The sequence below is a fragment of the Rhodanobacter sp. FW106-PBR-R2A-2-24 genome, assembly GCF_058789615.1.
In genome coordinates, this window is the sequence record NZ_JBYTBV010000002.1 from 3,471,759 (window position 1) to 3,491,618 (window position 19,860).

The 19,860-nt window shown below is 68.3% G+C and carries 19 protein-coding genes; 9 read left to right on the top strand and 10 right to left on the bottom strand.

The window, feature by feature from the left end; all coding sequences use genetic code 11:
* The first annotated feature begins 10 nt into the window (after nt 1-10).
* From hisD to hisIE, 7 genes are all read left to right on the top strand, one after another.
* On the top strand, nt 11-1,318 hold the full coding sequence (gene hisD / locus AC3WQA_RS16875; protein ID WP_492676189.1) for a histidinol dehydrogenase: 1,308 nt from the start codon (nt 11-13) through the stop codon (nt 1,316-1,318).
* On the top strand, nt 1,315-2,463 hold the full coding sequence (hisC, locus tag AC3WQA_RS16880) for a histidinol-phosphate transaminase (RefSeq protein WP_492676190.1): 1,149 nt from the start codon (nt 1,315-1,317) through the stop codon (nt 2,461-2,463). Before hisD ends, hisC begins: the two co-directional genes overlap by 4 nt.
* Entirely contained in the window at nt 2,460-3,530 is a 1,071-nt protein-coding gene (gene hisB, locus AC3WQA_RS16885) for a bifunctional histidinol-phosphatase/imidazoleglycerol-phosphate dehydratase HisB (protein WP_492676191.1), read from the top strand. The genes hisC and hisB overlap by 4 nt, the downstream gene beginning before the upstream one ends.
* Nucleotides 3,530-4,120, top strand: a complete 591-nt coding sequence (gene hisH / locus AC3WQA_RS16890) for an imidazole glycerol phosphate synthase subunit HisH (protein ID WP_492676192.1) — start codon at nt 3,530-3,532, stop codon at nt 4,118-4,120. The genes hisB and hisH overlap by 1 nt, the downstream gene beginning before the upstream one ends.
* The gene (gene hisA, locus AC3WQA_RS16895; RefSeq protein WP_492676193.1) at nt 4,117-4,845 is read left to right on the top strand and encodes a 1-(5-phosphoribosyl)-5-[(5-phosphoribosylamino)methylideneamino]imidazole-4-carboxamide isomerase; all 729 of its coding nucleotides are present in this window, start codon (nt 4,117-4,119) and stop codon (nt 4,843-4,845) included. Before hisH ends, hisA begins: the two co-directional genes overlap by 4 nt.
* 181 nt (nt 4,846-5,026) lie before the next feature.
* Nucleotides 5,027-5,797 carry an imidazole glycerol phosphate synthase subunit HisF gene (gene hisF, locus AC3WQA_RS16900; RefSeq protein WP_492676194.1) on the top strand — a complete coding sequence of 257 codons (771 nt, stop codon included), beginning with the start codon at nt 5,027-5,029 and terminating at the stop codon, nt 5,795-5,797.
* Nucleotides 5,798-5,811: 14 nt separating this feature from the next.
* Nucleotides 5,812-6,429: a bifunctional phosphoribosyl-AMP cyclohydrolase/phosphoribosyl-ATP diphosphatase HisIE gene (hisIE, locus tag AC3WQA_RS16905; RefSeq protein ID WP_492676386.1), complete on the top strand. Its 618-nt coding sequence runs from the start codon at nt 5,812-5,814 to the stop codon at nt 6,427-6,429.
* Between the two features lies 1 nt (nt 6,430).
* Here hisIE and AC3WQA_RS16910 read toward each other — a convergent pair whose 3' ends face one another.
* The 5 genes from AC3WQA_RS16910 to AC3WQA_RS16930 all read right to left on the bottom strand — a co-directional run bounded on the left by AC3WQA_RS16910 (nt 6,431) and on the right by AC3WQA_RS16930 (nt 10,444).
* Nucleotides 6,431-7,438 carry a C13 family peptidase gene (locus AC3WQA_RS16910; protein ID WP_492676195.1) on the bottom strand — a complete coding sequence of 336 codons (1,008 nt, stop codon included), beginning with the start codon at nt 7,436-7,438 and terminating at the stop codon, nt 6,431-6,433.
* Nucleotides 7,439-7,445: 7 nt separating this feature from the next.
* The gene (gene mtnC, locus AC3WQA_RS16915; protein ID WP_492676196.1) at nt 7,446-8,132 is read right to left on the bottom strand and encodes an acireductone synthase; all 687 of its coding nucleotides are present in this window, start codon (nt 8,130-8,132) and stop codon (nt 7,446-7,448) included.
* Between the two features lie 194 nt (nt 8,133-8,326).
* On the bottom strand, nt 8,327-9,178 hold the full coding sequence (locus AC3WQA_RS16920) for a prohibitin family protein (protein WP_492676197.1): 852 nt from the start codon (nt 9,176-9,178) through the stop codon (nt 8,327-8,329).
* Between the two features lie 64 nt (nt 9,179-9,242).
* Nucleotides 9,243-9,803, bottom strand: a complete 561-nt coding sequence (locus tag AC3WQA_RS16925) for a 1,2-dihydroxy-3-keto-5-methylthiopentene dioxygenase (protein ID WP_492676198.1) — start codon at nt 9,801-9,803, stop codon at nt 9,243-9,245.
* The gene (locus tag AC3WQA_RS16930) at nt 9,800-10,444 is read right to left on the bottom strand and encodes a methylthioribulose 1-phosphate dehydratase (RefSeq protein ID WP_492676199.1); all 645 of its coding nucleotides are present in this window, start codon (nt 10,442-10,444) and stop codon (nt 9,800-9,802) included. Before AC3WQA_RS16930 ends, AC3WQA_RS16925 begins: the two co-directional genes overlap by 4 nt.
* 159 nt (nt 10,445-10,603) lie before the next feature.
* Here AC3WQA_RS16930 and AC3WQA_RS16935 point away from each other — a divergent pair, with 159 nt between their 5' ends.
* The gene (locus AC3WQA_RS16935) at nt 10,604-10,936 is read left to right on the top strand and encodes a high-potential iron-sulfur protein (RefSeq protein WP_492676200.1); all 333 of its coding nucleotides are present in this window, start codon (nt 10,604-10,606) and stop codon (nt 10,934-10,936) included.
* A 552-nt stretch (nt 10,937-11,488) separates the two neighbouring features.
* Here AC3WQA_RS16935 and AC3WQA_RS16940 read toward each other — a convergent pair.
* The gene (locus AC3WQA_RS16940) at nt 11,489-12,940 is read right to left on the bottom strand and encodes an amino acid permease (RefSeq protein ID WP_492676201.1); all 1,452 of its coding nucleotides are present in this window, start codon (nt 12,938-12,940) and stop codon (nt 11,489-11,491) included.
* Nucleotides 12,941-13,014: 74 nt separating this feature from the next.
* Nucleotides 13,015-14,496: an amino acid permease gene (locus AC3WQA_RS16945; RefSeq protein WP_492676202.1), complete on the bottom strand. Its 1,482-nt coding sequence runs from the start codon at nt 14,494-14,496 to the stop codon at nt 13,015-13,017.
* 155 nt (nt 14,497-14,651) lie between these two features.
* On the opposite strand from AC3WQA_RS16945, the gene AC3WQA_RS16950 reads away from it, so the two are divergent.
* Nucleotides 14,652-15,203 carry an NUDIX hydrolase gene (locus AC3WQA_RS16950; protein WP_492676203.1) on the top strand — a complete coding sequence of 184 codons (552 nt, stop codon included), beginning with the start codon at nt 14,652-14,654 and terminating at the stop codon, nt 15,201-15,203.
* A 69-nt stretch (nt 15,204-15,272) separates the two neighbouring features.
* Here the strand turns inward: AC3WQA_RS16950 and AC3WQA_RS16955 are convergent, their stop codons facing one another.
* The 3 genes from AC3WQA_RS16955 to AC3WQA_RS16965 are packed head-to-tail and all read right to left on the bottom strand — an operon-like array spanning nt 15,273 to nt 19,728.
* Nucleotides 15,273-15,794, bottom strand: coding sequence for a 3-hydroxyanthranilate 3,4-dioxygenase (locus AC3WQA_RS16955; RefSeq protein WP_492676204.1), 522 nt, complete (start codon nt 15,792-15,794; stop codon nt 15,273-15,275).
* A gap of 29 nt (nt 15,795-15,823) precedes the next feature.
* Complete coding sequence (locus tag AC3WQA_RS16960) at nt 15,824-17,188, bottom strand: GDSL-type esterase/lipase family protein (RefSeq protein ID WP_492676205.1); 1,365 nt, start codon at nt 17,186-17,188, stop codon at nt 15,824-15,826.
* Nucleotides 17,164-19,728 carry an acyltransferase family protein gene (locus AC3WQA_RS16965; protein ID WP_492676206.1) on the bottom strand — a complete coding sequence of 855 codons (2,565 nt, stop codon included), beginning with the start codon at nt 19,726-19,728 and terminating at the stop codon, nt 17,164-17,166. Before AC3WQA_RS16965 ends, AC3WQA_RS16960 begins: the two co-directional genes overlap by 25 nt.
* Nucleotides 19,729-19,860 lie beyond the last annotated feature (132 nt).

Below are 19,860 nucleotides of genomic sequence, written 5' to 3' on the forward strand. Positions count from 1 at the left end.
GTCGGTTCGCATGAAACGTCTGGACTGGGATGCGCTGGATGAAGCCGGGCGTCGCGCTGCGTTGGCGCGGCCATCGCCATCGCGCAGCCACGAATTGCGCGAGGGCGTGGCCGGCATCGTGGCCACGGTGCGCGCGCGCGGTGACGCCGCGCTGCGCGAACTGAGCGCGCAATACGATCGCTGCACGCTGGTCGCGCTGGAAGCCACCGACGACGAATTTGCGCAGGCCGAGGCCGCGCTGGAGCCGGCGCTGAAGGCGGCGATCCGTGAGGCCGCCGCACGCATCGAGGCCTTCCATCGCGCCGCTGCGCCGCAGCCGGTGGCGGTGGAAACCGCGCCCGGCGTGCGGGTGGAACGCATGCTGCGGCCGATCCGTCGCGTGGGCCTGTACGTGCCCGCCGGCACGGCGCCGCTGCCATCCACCGCGCTGATGCTTGGCGTGCCGGCGCGCATCGCCGGCTGCCCAGAGGTGGTGCTGTGCTCGCCGGCGCGCGCCGATGGCCGCTGCGACGCGGCGGTGCTGTACACCGCGCGGCTCACCGGCGTGCACCGGGTGTTCAAGCTGGGCGGCGCGCAGGCAATCGCGGCGATGGCGTATGGCAGCGAGAGCGTGCCGGCCTGCGACAAGCTGTTCGGCCCCGGCAACGCCTGGGTCACCGAAGCCAAGCTGCAGGTGTCGGCCGATCCCGATGGTGCGGCCATCGACATGCCGGCCGGGCCATCCGAGGTGCTGGTGATCGCCGATGCGCAGGCCGATCCTGTGTTCGTGGCGGCCGACCTGCTGTCGCAGGCCGAGCACGGCCCGGACTCACAGGTGATCCTGCTCAGCGACTCGGACGCCTTGATCGACCGCGCCGCCGCCGAGGTCGAGCGGCAATGCGCCGAACTGCCCCGTGCCGACATCGCACGACAGGCGCTGGCGCAGAGCCGGCTGATCCGGGTCGCCTCGCTGGCGCAGGCGGTGGCGGTGAGCAACCGTTACGCGCCCGAGCACCTGATCGTGCAGGTGGCTGCGCCGCGTGCCCTGCTGGACGACATCGAAAGCGCCGGTTCGGTCTTCCTTGGCGCCTGGGCGCCCGAATCGGTGGGCGACTACTGCAGCGGCAGCAACCACGTGCTGCCCACCTATGGCCATGCGCGCAGTTACAGCGGCGTGTCGGTGGCGAGTTTCCAGAAGCAGATCGCGGTGCAGGAGCTGTCCGCCGACGGCCTGCGCGCCATCGGCCCATGCACCGCCACGTTGGCCGCCGCCGAGCAACTGGAAGCACATCGTCGCGCGGTGACGTTGCGCCTCGCCGCGCTGGAGCAAATCGCATGAGCGTGCTCGATCTGGCCCGCGCGGAGATCCGCGCCATGCAGCCGTATTCCTCCGCGCGCATGGAGGCCGGCGGCGGCGAGCTGATGCTCAACGCCAACGAATCCGCCTGGCCACCCACCGGCGACCATGGCCTGGGCTGCAACCGCTATCCCGAACCGCAGCCCGCCGCGTTGCTCGATGTGCTCGCGCGCCTGTATGGCGTGCGTCGCGAACAGCTGCTGGTGGGACGCGGCAGCGACGAGGCCATCGACCTGCTGGTGCGTGCGTTCTGCCATGCGGGCCGCGACGCGATTCTGGTGCAACCGCCGACCTTCGGCATGTATGCGGTGTGCGCGCGCATCCAGGATGCGGCGGTGATCGAGGTGCCGTTGCGCGCCGATTTCACGCTGGACGTGGAGGCGATCCTGGCGGCGGTCACGGCCGCGGTGAAACTGGTCTTCGTCTGCACGCCGAACAATCCGACCGGCCGGCTGGTGCCGCGCGCCGACATCGAACGGCTGGCGCAGGCGCTGGACGGTCGCGCCGTGCTGGTGGTGGATGAGGCCTACGTCGAGTTCTCCGGCGTGGACAGCGTGGCCGATCTCCTGGACGACTACGAGCACCTCGCCGTGCTGCGCACGTTGTCGAAAGCCTGGGCGCTGGCCGGCGCGCGCATCGGCTGCCTGCTGGCGCATCCGGAGGTGATCGCCTTGCTGCGCCGGATCATGCCGCCGTATCCCTTGCCGCGGCCCTGCGTGGAGGCAGCCTTGTTGGCGCTGTCCGGCTGGGGGCGGGCCAATGCGCGCAGCCATGTCGAGCGGATCTGCGACGAACGCGCGCGCCTGCGTACCGCGTTGATGAGCTTGCCCGGCGTGCGCGAAGTGCTGCCTTCGCAGGCCAATTTTTTAACGGTGCGTTTCGACGACGCCGGCGCTGTTTACCGCCGCCTGCTCGATGCCGGCATCGTGGTGCGCGACGTGCGCCGCTACCCGGGCCTGGGCGACGCCTTGCGCATCACGGTGGGGGCGCCGCCGGAGAACGACAGCGTGCTTGCCGCCTTGATGAGAAGTCCGGCCACGGATGACCGGGGTGTCGCCGAGGGACGGGCGTCCGGCAACCGATCGGCCATGGGCGGCCTGGGTGCTGCCGAGGGATCGGCGACATGAATGCCGGCAGGAAGATCCTGTTCGTGGATCGCGACGGCTGTCTGATCGAGGAGCCGGCCGACGAGCAGATCGACAGCTACGAGAAACTGGCACTGCTGCCCGGCGTGATCGCCGCCCTGCAAGGTTTCGTCGCCGCCGGCTACGAGCTGGTGATGGTCACCAACCAGGATGGCCTGGGCACGGCGAGTTTTCCCGAGGCGCGATTCACCGGGCCGCACGAGCTCCTGCTGCGTATCCTGGCCTCGCAGGGCATCGGCTTTCGCGAGGTGCTGATCGACCGCAGCTTCCCGCACGAAGGCAAGGACACGCGCAAACCCGGCATTGGCATGCTGCGCCATTACCTCGCCGACGACGGCTGGAGCCGAGCGTCCTCGCTCATGGTCGGCGACCGCGAGAGCGACCTGCAGTTTGCCGCCAACCTCGGCGTGCGCGGCCTGCACGTGGGGCCGCAGGGCGTGGCCTGGGGCGAGCTGGCGCATCAGGTGCTGGATGCGCCGCGCCACGCCCGCGTGGAGCGCAACACCAAGGAAACCCGCATCACGGTGCAAGTCGATCTCGACCGCGTGGCCGAGCCGCGCGTGCACACCGGCATCGGGTTCTTCGACCACATGCTGGAGCAGCTCGGCAAGCACGGCGGTTTCGCGCTGGAGCTGTCTTGCGACGGCGACACGCACATCGACGAACACCACACGGTGGAGGACTGCGCGCTGGCGTTGGGGCAGTCCTTGAAACAGGCACTGGGCGACAAGCGCGGCATCGCCCGCTACGGCTTCGCGTTGCCGATGGACGAGAGCGCGGCCGAGGCGCGGCTGGATCTTTCGGGCCGCCCGTATTTCGTGTTCGCAGGCCACTTTCCGGCGCCGCGCGTGGGCGAGCTGTCGGTGGAAATGGTGCCGCACTTCTTCCGCTCGCTGTGCGAGACGCTGGGCGCGAACCTGCATCTTGCGGTGCGCGGCGAGAACACGCACCACATGGTGGAAGCCTGCTTCAAGGTGGTGGCGCGCACGCTGCGGCAGGCGATCCGCCGCGAGGGCGACGAACTGCCCAGCACCAAGGGCGCGCTGTAATGGCCGTGGTGCTGGTCGACGCCGGTGGCACCAATATCGGTTCAGTGCGCTACGCGCTGCAGCGGCTGGGCGCGGAGGCGGCGCTGACGTCCGATGCCGCCACGATCCGCGCCGCCGACAGGGTGATCCTGCCCGGCGTGGGCGCGGCGGGGCCGGGCATGGCGCGGCTGCGCGAACTGGGCCTGGTCGAGCTCTTGCGTGCCCTGACCCAGCCGGTGCTGGGCGTGTGCCTGGGCATGCAATTGCTGTGTGCGCATTCGGAGGAGGGCGCGGTGGACTGCCTCGGCGTCATCCCCGCGCCGGTGCGCCGCTTCGTCGAACGCCCGGGCCTGCGCGTGCCGCACATGGGCTGGAATAGCTTGATGGCGCGGCGCGGGCATCCGTTGCTGAGTGGCCTGGTCGAAGGCGAACAGGCCTATTTCGTGCACAGCTACGCGGTGCCGGTTGGCGAGTGGACGCTGCTCACGGCGGACTACGGCGAGCCGTTTTCCGCCGCCATCGCGCAGGGCAATTTCCACGGCATGCAATTCCACCCCGAGCGCTCCGCCGCCGTCGGCGCGAAGCTCCTCAAGAACTTTCTCGAACTATGACGTTCACCGTGATACCCGCCATCGATCTGCGCGAAGGCCGCGTGGTGCGCCTCAAACAGGGCGACTATGCGCAGCAGACGGTGTATTCGGACGATCCGCGCGCCTTGGCGCGACGCTACGCCGAGGCTGGCGCACGCTGGCTGCACCTGGTCGATCTCGACGGCGCACGCGCGGGACGACTCGACAATTTCGCGGTGATCGAGGCCATCGCCGGGGACGGCATGCAGTTGCAGGCTGGCGGTGGCGTGCGCGAGCAAGCGGATCTGCAGCGCCTGTTCGATGCCGGCGTGACCCGCGTGGTGCTGGGCAGCGTGGCGATCCGCGATCCCGAACGCGTGGCCGGCTGGCTGCGTGGCTATGGCGCCGCACGGCTCACGCTCGCGCTCGATACGCGCCGCGTTGATGGTCGTTGGACGCTGCCCAGCGCCGGCTGGACGGCAAGCGAAACGCGCACGCTGGACGAACTCGCGCCGTGGTATGCCGGGCAAGGCGCGCGCCATCTCCTGTGCACCGACATCGAACGCGATGGCATGCTGGCCGGCTGCAACCTCGACCTCTACCGCCATCTCGCCAACAGCGTGCCGCAGCTCGCGGTGCAGGCCTCCGGTGGCGTGCGTTCGCTGGACGACATCCGTGCGGCGCGTGAGGCTGGGGCGCAAGGCGTGATCCTTGGGCGCGCCCTGCTGGAAGGCCGCTTCACCGTGCAGGAGGCGCTGGCATGCTGATCCGCGCCATGAATGAAGCCATCTCCCCCAAACGCCGCTTGGGGGAGAGGGCTTGGGTGAGGAGGGCTTTCGTCGATACAGACCCAAAGCGCGCCCCCTCACCCCAACCCGCTCCCCCGACATTCGCCGGGGGAGCGGGTGTAAACAGCGTGACACTCTGTGCGAGGAAGGAGATCGGGGCATGCTGAGCCGCCGCCTCATTCCCTGCCTCGACGTGCGCAACGGCCAAGTGGTCAAGGGCGTGCGTTTTCGCGACCATGTGGCGATGGGTGGCATCGTCGACCTTGCCCTGCGCTATCGTGACGAAGGTGCGGACGAGCTGGTGTTCTACGACATCACCGCCAGCCCGGAAGGACGCAGTGTGGATCGCCGCTGGGTGGAGCAGGTCGCCCGCGTCATCGACATTCCGTTCTGCGTGGCCGGTGGCATCCGCAGCGTGGACGACGCGCGCGCCGTGCTGCATGCGGGTGCCGACAAGGTGTCGGTGAATTCGCCCGCGCTGGAACGCCCCGAACTGATCGCCGAGCTGGCCGCCGCCTTTGGCGTGCAGTGCGTGGTGGTGGGCGTGGATTCGCTGCGTGACGAGGACGGGCAGTGGCGCGTGCGCCAATACACCGGCGATCCGTCGAAAACCCGCGCGTTGCGCATGCGTACGCTGGACTGGGTGGTCGAGGCGCAGCGGCGCGGCGCCGGCGAGATCGTGCTCAACTGCATGGGTAGCGACGGCGTGCGGCAGGGTTACGACATCGAGCAGCTCAAGGCCGTGCGCGCGGTCTGCCAGGTGCCCTTGATCGCCTCCGGTGGTGCTGGTGCGCCCGAACATTTCCGCGATGCCTTTGCCGACGCCGACGTGGACGGCGCGCTGGCCGCCAGCGTGTTCCATTCCGGCGCTATTTCCATCCCCGCGCTCAAACGCTACCTGGCGAGTCAGGGCGTGGCGGTGCGGCCGTGAACCAGGACGACGACATGCACGACGACGCACTCTCCCGCCTCGACTTTGCCAAGGGCCACGGCCTCGTGCCTGCCATCGTGCAGCATTGGCTGACCGGCGAGGTGCTGATGCTGGGCTACATGAACGCCGAGGCGCTGGCCGCCACGCGGGCCAGCGGCAAGGTGACGTTCTGGAGCCGCAGCAAGCAGCGGCTGTGGATGAAGGGCGAAAGCTCGGGCCACATGCTGGCGCTGAAATCCCTGCGTGTCGATTGCGATGCAGACACCTTGCTGGTGCAGGCCGATCCGCAAGGGCCGACCTGCCACCTGGGTACGTCCAGCTGCTTTGGCGAGGGCGCGCGCCCGCCGCTGGGCTTCCTTGCCGAACTCGATGCGCTGGTGGCGCAGCGCCACGGGCAGCGCCCGCAGGGCAGCTACACCACCAAGCTGTTCGAGAGCGGCACGCGTCGCATCGCGCAGAAGGTGGGCGAGGAGGGCGTGGAAACCGCGCTCGCCGCCGTGGCGCAGGGCGAGCAGGAGCTGCTGGGCGAGGCGGCCGACCTGATGTTCCATCTCACCGTGCTGCTGCGCGACCGGGGCTTGTCGTTGGCCGACGTGGCCAGCGTGCTGCGGGCGCGCCACGCGGCGCGCTGATTCACGGCGAGCCGCTGGCCGTGCTGCCGGAAGCGGCAGGCGCCGGCGGCGCGAACGGTACGGCCGGGCCGACGGTGATGCCCTTGCGCCAGGCCGCCAGTTGCCTCTGGATGCCCTTGCCGACGTAGTCCTGCGGTTCCGAGGGCGTGAGCTTGTCCTTTTGCTCCCACTGCGCGATCTCGCTCCTGGCCTGGGCGAATGCATCGACGAGGTTGTCGCTGCGGTTCAAGGCATCCACCAGCCAGGCGTGGCCGAAATAGGTGAGCGCGGACTCGCTGCCGCAGCCGAAGGAGCTGCGGTCGGCGCGCGCGGCGGTGAGCACCATCGTGCCGTCGCCGGCGAGTGGCGGGATGAAGCCGCCGGCATAGCAGGCGTTGACCACCACCACTTTCCACTTGAACGGGTGTTCCTTGAGGATGCCGGCCAGATCCTGCGCGCCGATCGGGTCCAGTGGCAGCGGGGCCATGTCCACCAGCAGGGTGTGATCCTCGCTGCCGTGCGTGGTCAGGTACAGCAGCAGGATGTCGTCGGGCTGCATCGTCTTCGACAGCCCATCCAGCGCGCCTTCGAGATTGCTCCAGTCGGCCAGCGGATGGGTGGCGAGTGAGGCGGGGTTGTTCTCCAGCACCAGCGCATGGGCGCTGGGGCCGAAGCGTTGGTGGAACAGCCGGGCGGCGTATTCGGCCTCGTTGTGGAACACGTCCTCGCCACCGTCGCCGGCGAAGGCGACGAGGTACAGGTTGGGCTTGCCGGGTACGCGCGGGCCGAGTTTGGCCAGCGCGTCGCGCAGCATCTGCGGCTGGGCGTAGAGCACCTGCTCGGGCGTGGGTGCCTGCTCGGGCCAGTCGTCGCTGCCGGTGTCGCCGCCGTCGGGGCTGGCCGCCACACTGCCGGCGTCGGCTGGCGTGGCGGCCGTGGCCGGACTGGCTGGCGGCGCATGGGCACCGAGCCAGGACATCAGCAGTACGCCGGCGGCGAAGGCGAGCAGGCCGGCAAGGAGGGTGCGCATGGGGGCTTCAGGGCGTGATGGCGTCGAAATCGGCGTAGGTGGGATGCGTTGCCTGCGCCGGAATCGTCAGCGGCGGGCGCAGCAGCCAGCCGGTGCGGAAGCCGGCGGCGCGTGCCGCATCCAGCTCCTCCACGATGTCGGAGAGAAACAGCAGATGCGCCGGCGCCTCGCCGATGGCGTCAGCGATCTTTTCGTAGGAGGCGCGCTCGCGCTTGGGGCCGGTTTCGGTGTCGAAGTAGCCGGCGAACAGCGGCGTGAGGTCGCCCGCTTCGCTGTAGCCGAAGAACAGTTTCTGCGCTGGCACCGAGCCGGAGGAATACACATACAGGCGCAGCCCGTCGGCGCGCCAGGCACGCAGCCGTGCGGCCACCTCGGGGTAGACGTGGGCGCGGTAGTCGCCGGCTTCGTAGCCTTCGCGCCAGATCATGCCCTGCAGCGCCTTGAGCGCGGTGGATTTGCGGTCTTCGGTTATCCAGCGCAGCAAGAGTTCGATCACCTCCTGCCGGCTGGCCTCGATGTAGCCGGCTTCCTTCGCGGCCTCGTGCAGCCAGTGCTGCACTTCGGGGCGGTCGGCATGGGTTTCCACGAAGGCCGGCAGACGCTTGCGCGCATAGGGAAACAGCACGTCCTTGACGAAGCTGATCGAACTGGTGGTGCCTTCGATGTCAGTGACGATGGCGCGGATTTCGGACATGGGCGTGGCGACCGGGGAGAGTGGGTGGTTTTTCTGTACTTTCAGCCCAGGCATGGACGGCCTGGCGTACATCAACTGCGCCGGCGACCGCCATGCGGGGCGCGCGAGCGGGTGCCATGCGCTGGCGAAAAATTCCGCGCGATGCGGGATGCTTCACCGGTTCCGTGAAGGCTGCAAGCCTACCCGCGCAAACGTCAATCTGCCGTGGCTGTGGCCTTGGCCGATGGCGTGAGCGGGCCGATCATCGGCAGCGTGCCGCTGCCGCCGACCACCTGCGGCAGTACGCCGTTCCACTTCTCCACCGCCTTGAGCTGGATGATCTGCGCCGAGATGGTTTGCTGCAGCAGTTTCTGCGCCTGTGCCTGGCCTTCGGCCTGCGCGACTTCCTGCTCGGCTTGGATCTTGGTGCGCTGCAGGTCGTAGGTGGCTTGCAGCGCGCGCTGCTGGGCCACCTGCTTCTGCTCGATGGCCTCGGTGTAGACGTGGCTGAACTGGAAGTTGGTGATGTTCACGCCCTGTACCTGCACCTTGTACTGGTTCAGGGCCGCGACGATCTGCTGCTCGATTTCTGCGGCAACCTTGGCGCGGCTCTCGATCAGATCTTCGGCGTTGTACCTGGCGGCGACCGCCTTCACTGCATTGGACACCACCGGCGCGATCACCTTGCTGGTGAGCTCGGATTCATCGCCCAGGTGCTGGTAAACCCATTCGGCGTCGACCGGGTTGATCGCCCAGTTCACCGCGACCTCGGTGGAGACGTTCTGCAGGTCGCGGCTGGCGGCCGTCTCGTTGGTCTGCGACTTCTGGATCTGCACGTTCATCTGCTTCACCGTCTGCACGAACGGCAGCTTGAAGTGCAGGCCCGGCGTCAGCACGCCCTGGTGCACCGCGCCGAAGGTCATCAATACGCCGCGGTTGCCGGGGCCGATGGTGACGATGCTCGATGCCGCTGCCATGAGCAGCACGACGCCGACGACCAGCAGCCCGGCGTGGCGGGTGCCGGCGTTGCCGGAAACGTTGAGTGGGCGTTTGAAGCGGATTTCCATGCGAGGCTCCCGTGGTGGAGCCCGCGATTCTGGCAGCACGTCCGCGTCAGCGGAAGCGCCGGGTTCAGGCCGTGCGGGCCAGCGGCGGCATGCGCGGGAAGCCTTGCGCGATGTCGCTGCCGGTGTAGTTGGCAACCCAGCCGTCCTTGTTGGTGAACAGGCGGATGGCGACGAAGTAGGGTGCCTCGCTCATGTCGAACCAGTGCCGGGTACCGTCGGGCACGCCGATCAGGTCGCCGGCCTCGCACAAGACGTCGTAGACCTTGTCGCCAAGGTGCAGGGTGAACTGGCCGGCGCCGGCCACGAAGAAGCGCACCTCGTCCTCGCTGTGGGTGTGCTCGGCGAGGAATTTCTGGCGCAGCGCGGCGCGGTCGGGATGATCGGGTGCGAGGCTGATGACATCCACCGACTGGTAGCCTTCCTCGCGCATCAGGCGATCGATGTCGGTGCGGTAGGCGGCGATCACCGCGTCCTGGCTCGCACCGGGCGCGACCGGCGCGGTGGCGGCCCAGCGCTCGAAGCGCACGCCGGCGGCGGCAAGCGTGCGCGCGATGTCGGTGTGCTCGCCATGCACGGCGAGCGGCGCTGCGGGGCGATGTTCGTCGAAGATGCGCAGTTGGCTCATGCGGGAAGCTTCCTCAGGTCAAGTTCGCAGCCGAGCAGAAATTCCAGCGCCTCCAGGTGGCGGCGCGCCTCTTTCATGTCGCGGCCCCAGGTGTAGATGCCGTGGCCGTCGATCAGGTAGGCGGCGAGCGGCTTGCCGGCGTCCAGCCAAGCGTCGACGCGAGCCACCAGCTCGGGCATGTGCTGGGTGTTGGGGAAAACCGGAATGGCGAACACGCTCTCGTGTGTGGTGTGACCGGCGATGGCCTTCTGCAGCTCCCAGCCTTCAAGGCGTACCTCGCCGGCCTTGGCGAAATAGCGCGAGGCCACGCTCTGTGTGCGCGAGTGCGTGTGCAGCACGGCTTGCGCTTCCGGCCAGCGACGGTAGATCTGGGTGTGCAAGGCGGTTTCGGCGCTGGGACGGTGGTCGCTGCCCACGGCGAGGCCTTGCATATCCACCAGCATGATGTCGTCGCGACCGAGCTTGCCCTTGTCGCGCCCGGAGATGGTGATGGCCGCGTGTTGCGCATCCACACGCATGGAGAAATTGCTGCTGGTGGCGGGCGTCCAGCCCGCCAGGGCCAGTTCGCGTGCGGCGTCGGCGACGGCATCGGCGCGCGCGGCGAAGAGTTCCTGGGGAATCGTGGCGGGCAGGTTGGTCATGCGAATGGACGTCCAAACGAAGTGGCGATCTTACACCATGGATGGCCCTCGGTGCCGGCAAATGCGATCCATTCGCGGGTGTGCCGCGATGGCGGGCGTAGCATCAGTCTGTCCCGCCGGCACGTTTGGCGGAGTGTGCACCCACGATGGAGGTTCCCCATGTCGCAAGATGAAAACAATGCATCACGCCGTCGTTTCCTGAAAGTGGCTGCCGGCACCACGGCGGCGGCTGTCGTGCTGGGTGGCCTGCCGCGCTTTGCGCGTGCTGCCGACCTGCCGCACGTGACCGATGCCGATCCGACCGCCAAGGCGCTGGATTACATCGAAGACGCCAGCAAGACCAAGAATCCCAAGCACAAGGCCGGCGACAACTGCGCCAACTGCCAGTTCTATTCGGGTGGCGCGAACGGCTACGGCCCGTGCGCACTGTTCCCGGGCAAATCCGTCAACGCCAAGGGTTGGTGCGTGTCGCACTCGCCGAAGGCAAAGTAAGCGTCGCGGCAACCACCTGTTTCCCGCGCGAGGCCGACACTTGGTGTCGGCCTTTTTTGTGGCGCGCGAGCGCAAGCCGGCAAGCGGCGCGCGGCCGGTGCGGGGAAGGTAAAGGGGTGAGGCGGGAAAAGTGCCGGCCCGGCACGTCAGGCTGAGGAGCTACCCATCTGACGCGCCGGGCGGCGATCCGGGGCCCACTGCCAAGTGATCAACCCTCGGACTGGGGATCATACCCCCCGCGCGGCCGCTGGACAGGCCCAAGGGCAGCACTTTCGGAAATTCATGTGCAACATGTTGATTAGCCGATTTTTTTAGCTTTCGTGCCAAGGTGGGTTCATGCACCGCGAGCGCAGGGGTGCCGTATCGGTCAGCATTTGCGTTTTGGCGAAAATTCATGGAATCCGGCGAAATTTGCGGATTATCGTGACAAGTTGGCGCCATGACCCATGAAGCGTTCAGACGCCGTCGCAAGGGCGATCGCCAGGCGAGCCCGGCAGGGTGCGCTGCGCGGTGGCCCGGCGGACGGGCGATTTTTCACCGACTCCCAGAATCTCAGGCTGCCGGCGTCGCGGGTTGCCGCAGGCGGCTGTGCCGGTAGCCGTAGCCCATGTAAATCACCAGGCCGACCGCGGTCCAGACGCCCATCATCAGCCACTGGTACCAGTTCTCCCAGTACAGCAGGCCGAGGCAGCAGAGTACGCCCAGCGTGCAGATCACCGGCGCCCACGGCACGCGGAAGGTGCGCGGCAATTCGGGATGGGTGTAGCGCAGGATCAGCACGCCAGCGCACACCGCCACGAAGGCGATCAGAGTGCCCATGGAAACGAGGTCGCCGAGGATATCCAGCGGGAACACCGCCGCCAGCGCGGCGATGCCGAGGCCGGTGATGACGGTGTTGATGTGCGGCGTCTTGTAGCGCGGGTGGATCTTGGCGAACACCGGCGGCAGCAGGCCGTCGTGGCCCATGATCATGAAGATGCGTGGCTGCGCGATGATCATGACCAGCACCACCGAGGACAGGCCGATCAGCGCACCCACCTCCACCAGCCAGCGCAGCCAGCCCAGTTCGGGATGTGCTTTCACCGCAGTGACCACCGGTTCGCTGGTGCCCAGTTGGTCGAACGGGATGAGGCCGGTGATGACCGCCGCCATGCCGATGTAGAGCACGGTGCACACGGCCAGCGACACCAGCGTGCCGATGGGCAGGTCGCGCTGCGGGTTCTTCGCTTCCTGCGCGGCGGTGGAGGTGGCCTCGAAGCCGATGTAGGCGAAGAACACCAGCGTGGAGGCGCGCATGATGCCGGCCCAGCCGAACTTCTCCGGCCCCTGCTGTGCGGGGATGAAGGGATGCCACAGTGCGGGGTCGACGTAGCGCCAGCCGGCCACGATCACCACCACGATCAGGCCGACCTTGAGCAGCACCATGGCGAGATTGGCGCCACTGGACTCCTGGATGCCGCGATAGCACAGCCAGGTCAGCGCCAGAGTGATGGCTACAGCCGGCAGGTTGAGCAACGCGCCGGTGGCCACGAGGTGGCCGTCCGTATAGGCCAGCGGGGCGTTGGTGAGCACGGCGGGCAGGTGGATGCCTATGTGGTCGAGCAGGCTGGTGAAATAGCCGGTCCAGCTCACCGCCACCGCTGAGGCGGACACGCCGTACTCCAGCACCATGTTCCAGCCGATGAACCAGGCCACCAGCTCGCCCAGCGTCGCGTAGGCGTAGGAATACGAGCTGCCCGACATCGGGATCAGCGTGGCGAACTCGGCGTAGCACAGCGCAGTGAAGCTGCAGCAGATCGCCGCGATGATGAAGGCCAGGATGATCGCCGGTCCCGCGTGTTCGGCCGCCGCCTGCCCAGTGATGACGAAGATGCCGCCGCCGATCACCGCGCCGATGCCCAGTGCGGTGAGCCCCCAGGGGCCCAGCGTGCGTTTCAGGGCGATGCTGTGGGCCTCCTCGGAACCGGCGAAGGCGGTCTTGCGGGCGAGCAATTGCTTGAGCATGGAGCATCCAGACTAGAAGGCCGGCGCGGTGGGGACGCCCCGGCGGTGTGGCAAGCGGCTTGCGTGCCGGTGGTTCAGTCGATGCCGCGCGCCAGGTTGCTCTTGCGGTAGCCGTAGGCGAAGTACACCACGATGCCGATGCCGCCCCACACGAAGAAGGTGGCGATGGCTTTTTCCGACAGATTCAGGAACAGCAGCAGGCAGCCCAGCACCGCCAGTGGGCACACCAGCCACGGCAGCGGCGTGCGGAACGGCCGTGCGCGCTCCGGTTGCGTCCGGCGCAGGATCAGCACGCCCAGTGCCACCATCATGAAGGCGAACAGCGTGCCCGAATTGGTGATGTCGGCGAGGATACCCACGGGAAACAGCGCGCCGAACAGCGAGACGAACACGCCGGTGATGAGGGTGATGATGTGCGGCGTGTGGAAGCGCGGGTGGATCTTGGCCAGGCCGCTCGGCAAGAGGCCGTCGCGCGACATGGTGAAGAAGATGCGGGTCTGGCCGTAGGTCATGGTGAGGATCACCGACGGCAGCGCGATGCTCGCGGCGAAGGCGATGAAGGCGGCCACGTTGTTGTGACCAAGCTGACGCACCACCTGGGCCAGCGCCTCCTTGCTGCACACCAGCGATTCGGCAGCGCCCTTGCAGGCCTCGGCGAAGGCCGGCGTGCCTGCTTCATAGGCCACGCCGTGCGCGTCCATCAGCGGCTGCGCGCCCACCGATCCCACCGCGCCGTAGCTCACCAGCAGGTAATAGACGGTGCACACGCCCAGCGAGCCGATCAGGCCAATGGGAATGTTGCGGTTCGGGTTCTTGGTTTCCTCCGCGGCGGTGGACACCGCATCGAAGCCGATGTAGGCGAACACGATGGAAGCCGCCGCGCCCAGCACGCCGATGCCGCCCATCGGGCTGCCCCAGCCGTTGGGCACGAAGGGAATGAAGTTGGGGTCCTTCACCGCCGGCAGCGCCACGAAGATGAAGGCGGTGAGCGCCACGATCTTGATGAGCACCAGTACGGTGTTGACCTTGGCCGACTTCGAGGTGCCCACCACCAGCAGGCCGGTGACGGCGAGGCCGATCAGGCAGGCCAGCAGGTTGAAGCTGCCGCCGTCCATCGGCCCTACTTGAAGGTAGTGTGGCAAGCCGAAGCCGGCATGGTTGAGCAAACCGTTGACGTAACCGGCCCAGCCCACGCACACCGTGCTGGCGGCGATGGTGTACTCCAGCACCAGCGCCCAGCCGACCACCCAGGCGGTGCCCTCGCCGAGCACACCGTAGGTGTAGGTATAGGCCGAGCCGGCCACCGGCACCATCGCGGCGAGTTCGGCGTAGGCCAGCGCGGCGAAGGCGCACACCACCGCGGCGATCACGAAGGACACCATCATGCCGGGGCCGGCCTTCTGGCCCGCCTCGGCGGTAAGCACGAAGATGCCGGTGCCGATGATCGCGCCGATGCCGAGCATGGTGAGCTGGAAGGCGCCGAGCTGGCGGGTGAGGCTTTTCTTCTCCGCCGTGGCGATGATCTGGTCGATCGGCTTGATGCGCTTGAACAGCATGCGTGCAATCCCCTGGGTGATGCCTCGCTCGTTCTGTGGTGCGCCAGCGTGGCGCGACGAGTCGAAAGACGCCCAACCATAGCGGAGCGGTGAGGGTGGGACAAGACGCGGCGCAGCTAGAATGGCCGAGATTTCTGCCACCTTCGCCACGAGTCATGACCATGGAATTCACACCACTCGCCGCAGCCTTGCACGACTATCGCGCGAGGCATCCGGCGGAAGGCGACGTCGTCGACTGCTTCGAGCGTTTCCTCGCCACCGGTGCGCCGGTGTTTGCGCGCGAACACACCAGCGGGCACTTCACCGGCTCGGCCTGGCTGGTGAGCGCGGATGGCGCGCGTGTGCTGCTCACCCATCACCGCAAGCTGGGCCGCTGGTTGCAATTGGGCGGCCACGCCGACGGCGACAGCGACCTCGCACGCGTGACGCTGCGCGAAGCGGAAGAAGAATCCGGCTTGCGTGATCTCGTCGTCGAACCGGCGATCTTCGACCTTGACGCCCACCGCATCCCGGCACGCGGCAGCGAGCCGGAGCACTGGCACTACGACGTGCGCTACGTGGTGCGCGCCACCGGCAGCGAGGAGTACGCGATCAGTGCGGAGTCGCTGGCGCTGGCTTGGAAGCCGGTGCACGAAATCGCCCGCAACCCGCAAGCCGATCCGTCGCTGCGGCGCATGGCGGAAAAGTGGTGCGCCATGCGCCCGTAGGAGCCCGCTGGCGGGCGATGCTCCTGCTCTGATGCATCAAAACATAAAGCATCGCCCGCCAGCGGGCTCCTACGGGTACTTCGCGGGAGCGGGATTCAGATGCCCGCAAGCCGTGCAGGTGCGCGCCTCGCGCGAGGCGTAGTAGCGGTCGAACACCGGCGGGAAATCGTGCTCGATGTCGACCAGCGTGAAGTATTCCTCGTACAGCTTGTGGTTGCAGCGCTCGCAGAACCAGAGTAGGCCATCCTTCTCGTGCGGCAGGCGGCGGCGCTCGATCACCAGGCCCACCGAGCCGGCCATGCGCTCGGGTGAATGCGGCACGCGCGGCGGCAGGTAGAACATCTCGCCGGCGTGCAGCGGCAGGCTGCGCTTCACGCCTTCGTCCTGCACGTGCAGCACCGCCTCGCCTTCGAGCTGGTAGAAGAACTCCGGGCCTTCTTCCCAGTGGTAGTCGGTGCGCGCGTTGGGGCCGCCCACGATCATCACGATGAAGTCGCCGTCGACGACGCACTTGTTGCCCACCGGCGGCTTGAGCAGGTGGCGGTGGGCCTCGATCCAGGCTTGCAGGTTGAAGGGCGGTGCGAGGGCCATGGTGGTTTGGGATGCCGGAAAACCGCAGTCTACGGCGACCAGCCCAGGCTGTGGGCCAGGGCTTGCCCGGTGAGGCGGTAACCGGCCGGGCTCAGGTGGATCAGGTCGCGCCCCATCAGGCCGGGCCTGGCATGCGCCCAGCCGTAGCTGCCGCCGGGGCCACCCATGAGGGCTTGCCAGTTCCAGGCGGCGCAAGCGAAGCGGTGGCCGACATCGCGCTGGATCTGCGCAATGCGCTGGTGGATGCGGCCATAGGCGAGCAGTGGCAGCCGGTGACCGTGACCGGTACGCAGCACGCCGCGATCGGGCGGCCCCACCAGCACGCAGGCAGCCTGCGGGAAGACTTGCCGCAGGTTGGTCAATGCACTGCTCAGCTCGCTGGCATATTTGTCGGCGTTGAAATCGGGATCGGCGCCTTCGTTGGTGCCGTATTCCAGCACCACAGCGTCGTAGTCCGTGCCGTGCAGCGCTTGCGCCAGTACGCGCGGGTCGGCATTCGCCCAGCCCTTGACGGTGGCGGAGGGGATGCCGAACGTGTCGAGGGTGACGCGTGCCGTTGGCGTGCGATCCAGGATGAAGCCCTGCACATCCAGCGTGCCGCCGACGACGCGCAGCCTGAGGGTGGCGATCGGGCGGTCGGCGCGGAAGCTCACGGTCTGGCTGCCCGCAGTGGCGGGCAGCGGCAGCGTGGCCTGCGTGCCGTCGTCGATGCGATAGTCGATGGCGGCGCCCGCGGGCGCGCGATAGACCAGCTGCACCTGGCGCACGTCGGTTTGCCGGGCGGCGTCGCGCAGGTCGAGCCAGAGGTAGCTGCTGGGGCTGGCTGCGGCCACGCGGTCGGCCAGGGCCGGTCCGATGGTGAGCGCGGTTGGCGAGGTATAGGCCAGTACCGTCGTCCAGCTCGGCCCGATGCAGTAGGCGCGAAGGCCGGGCAGGACGACGTTGGCGCGGCCCATCGTTGGCGGCAGGAAGCGCGTTTCCGCGCGCAGCCCCTGCTCGTGCAGGGCGTGGATCAGCGTGGGCGCGAACGGGCCGCCGGCGAGATGGCTGTCGCCCCAGAGGGCGATGCGGCGCGGCGTGCCGATGGTGCCGGGCGCGAAGCCCGCGATGGTTGCGGCGTCCAGTCGGGGTTGGGGACGGATGACGGTGCGCGCGAGCGGGCCGAGTTCGGCGTCGCTGGGCATTTCCGAACCCATCGGCGCGGGATGTTCGACGCGAGGGTGAGGCGCCGGCTCGGGGCGTGCCGGCGACGCGTTGGGGCATACCAGGTCACTGACCTCGGCGGAGGTCGTGGCGGCGCCCTGCGCGAAGGCGGGCGAGGGAAGGCTGAATGCAAGGGCGAGCAGTCCTGCGCAGCAGGTGCCGATCATCAATCTGCGCGGGGCGAATGCCATGCGTGGTGGACTCCCGTGGGTTGAGGCAGCGTGCCGGCGAGAACCTCGGGCTGGCTGTTCTTCTTCAGATAGGCGAGGTACTTGTGGCGAAGTTTTCGGTTGTAGATGCCGCGTGGCGTCTCGCCGAGGATGCGTTCCAGATCGCGCACCACGGTGCCGCGCTCGCCCAGATGGAAGGTTTGGGCCAGCACGCTCTCGCGAGTGTAGGTGTTCGGCGAGTGGTTGGGCGGCAGGCCGATGGCCGCCACGCAGCGCCAGCGGGCGAAGCCAAGCGGCGCGATGACGTCACCGTGCGGATTGGCCCAGCCCTGCGTCGAGATGCGGTTGGCCACCTCGATCTGCTGCGCGGGCGAGGCGTCGGCCGGCGTGGGCGCGAAGGCCATGCCGCCGAAGGTTTGCCAGTCGTCCTGCGTGATGTCGAGGCCGCCGGAGCGACGTCCCGCGTTCCGCCAGTTGGCGTTGGTTTCGCATACGGCCATCTTGTGCCAGTAGGCGTCGCTGGCGGCGGCCTGTGGCGCCAGCACCAGGGTGGGCGAGAGGTCGCCGGCGTCATCGGTGGCGGGGTCGCTGCCCGGCGTGGCGGCGATGGCGGTGGCCGCCGCCGCGTCGCGCGCCAGGTGCCCCGTGCGCATGATGGCCATGATGTAGCTGCGCAGGCCGATGGAGGTCAGGTGCACGCCGTCGGAGACGAAGTCGTCCGGGTGATTGTCCGAGACGTCGTTCCAGCGCACCACCACGACGTTGGAAAACTCGGGTGCCACGTTGTCGATCAGCTCGTTGTTGGCCTCCATCCAGCGCCGTGGCACGTGGGTGTTGACCAGCACCACGCGCTTGCAGTCCGCCAGCATGCCAAGGATCTGGCGCAGTTGCGGTTCGGTGACGTAGCCGTTCGTGCCCAGGTGGAGCAGCGCCACCTCGCGCAGCTTGCCGGCTTGCTGCAGCGTCTTCAGCTCGCGGATGACGTCGGCGGCCTGCCAGCCCATGGTGGCGTGCACGTCCACGCCGGGCAGGGAGGCTTTCAACAGTCGGCTGGCGCCCAGCAGCACCGAGTCGCCGATGGCGGTGATGTCGTCGCCGGCATAGCTCGCCACGGCGGGTTCGTCCGGCGCGGCGAAAGTGGCGGGCAGCGCGACCGGTTCGAGTGGCACCTCCAGCGAGGCGGCCGGGATCGGCGCCAACGCAGTCGCGGTGCTCGCGGTCACGGCGCTCGTGGGCACGACCGGGGCGCCCAGCGTCAGTGCCGCACGTACGTCCAGCGCCGGCAAGTCCTGTTGCGGTGCCCGGCGCAGCGTGGCGCTGACCGAGCCGAAGACCAGCAGCAGCGCCGCCGCCAGCGCCAGCCGCCCGGGCCAGGCGTGGCGACGCTTGCGCGTGAACAGGCGTTCGAGTGCGCCGCGGCGCACCGGCATTTCCAGATAGCGGTACGACAGGGCGGCCGCCACGAGCGTGAGTGCGAGGCGCAGGGCGAGCGCCGCGCCGTCGTTCAGATGGCGCAGGTCGATGCCGGGCCGCGTCAGCATGAAGACCGGCCAGTGCCAGAGGTAGATGCCGTAGGAGCGCTCGCCGAGCCAGCGCATCACCGGATTGTCCAGGCAGCGGCCGAAGGCGATGCCGGGATGGGTGGCGGCGGCAATCAGCACCAGGGCCACGCCGGCGGCGGCGAGAAAGCCCCAGGGGTAGAGCGTGGGCGTGTTCTCGCCCATCAGTGCGAACAGCGCGATCAGCGCGCCCAGCGCGCCCAGGCCGAACAGCCAGCCCAGCACGTGCGTGGTCGCGTCCGCCGGCTTGGCGGCGGCGGGCTGCCAGAGCAGGCCCAGCGCCGAGCCCAGCAGGAGGGCGAAGCCGTGGGTATCGGTGCCGAAGTACAGGCGCGAAGGATCGCCCTGCGCCGGATAGCCCATGCGCTGGGCCAGCACCGCCATCCAGGCCGCCGAGGCGACGGCCAGCAACAGGGCGATGGCGGCGAGCCGGCGTCGGCCCAGCCGCGGCAACAGCAGAAGCAGCAAGGGCGCCCAGCTGAGGTAGAACTGCTCCTCGATGGCCAGCGACCACAGGTGTTGCAGCAGCGGCGGGCGGCCGGTGGCCTCGAAATACGAGGTCTGGCTGTGCAGCAGCTCCCAGTTGGTGACGTAGAAGAACGAGGCGAGCGTGTCGCGGCGCAGGTGGGGCAGGGCGTCGCGCGCCACCCATGCCGCGACGGCCACGACCACGGCCATCAGGAGCCACGAGGCCGGCAGCAGGCGCTTGGCGCGGCGCCAGTAGAAATCGACCAGGTTGAAACGCCCGCTGCCGTCCACCTCGCGGGCGATCAATCCGGTGATGAGGAAGCCGGAGATGACGAAGAACAGGTCGACGCCGAGGTAGCCGCCGCGCGCCCAGTAGTAGTCGGCGTGGAACAGCACCACGGCGGTGACGGCGATGGCGCGCAGGCCGTCGAGGCCGGATAGTCGGACGGCGGCGCGGGTTTGAACGGCGGGTCTGGCGGCAGGGAGCGCCCGGGGGCGACCTTCCACTTCCTGTGGGTACTCGGCGACTGACATGGAGCCGTTCTTTCTATGGTGAGGGTGAAACAAGAATGGACGTCTATTGTGCCGCAGTGGCGGTCAAAACGGGCAAATTCATGATGCCTTGTGGCAGCTGTCCGATCTACCCGATCTACCTGGGTGTCGAGA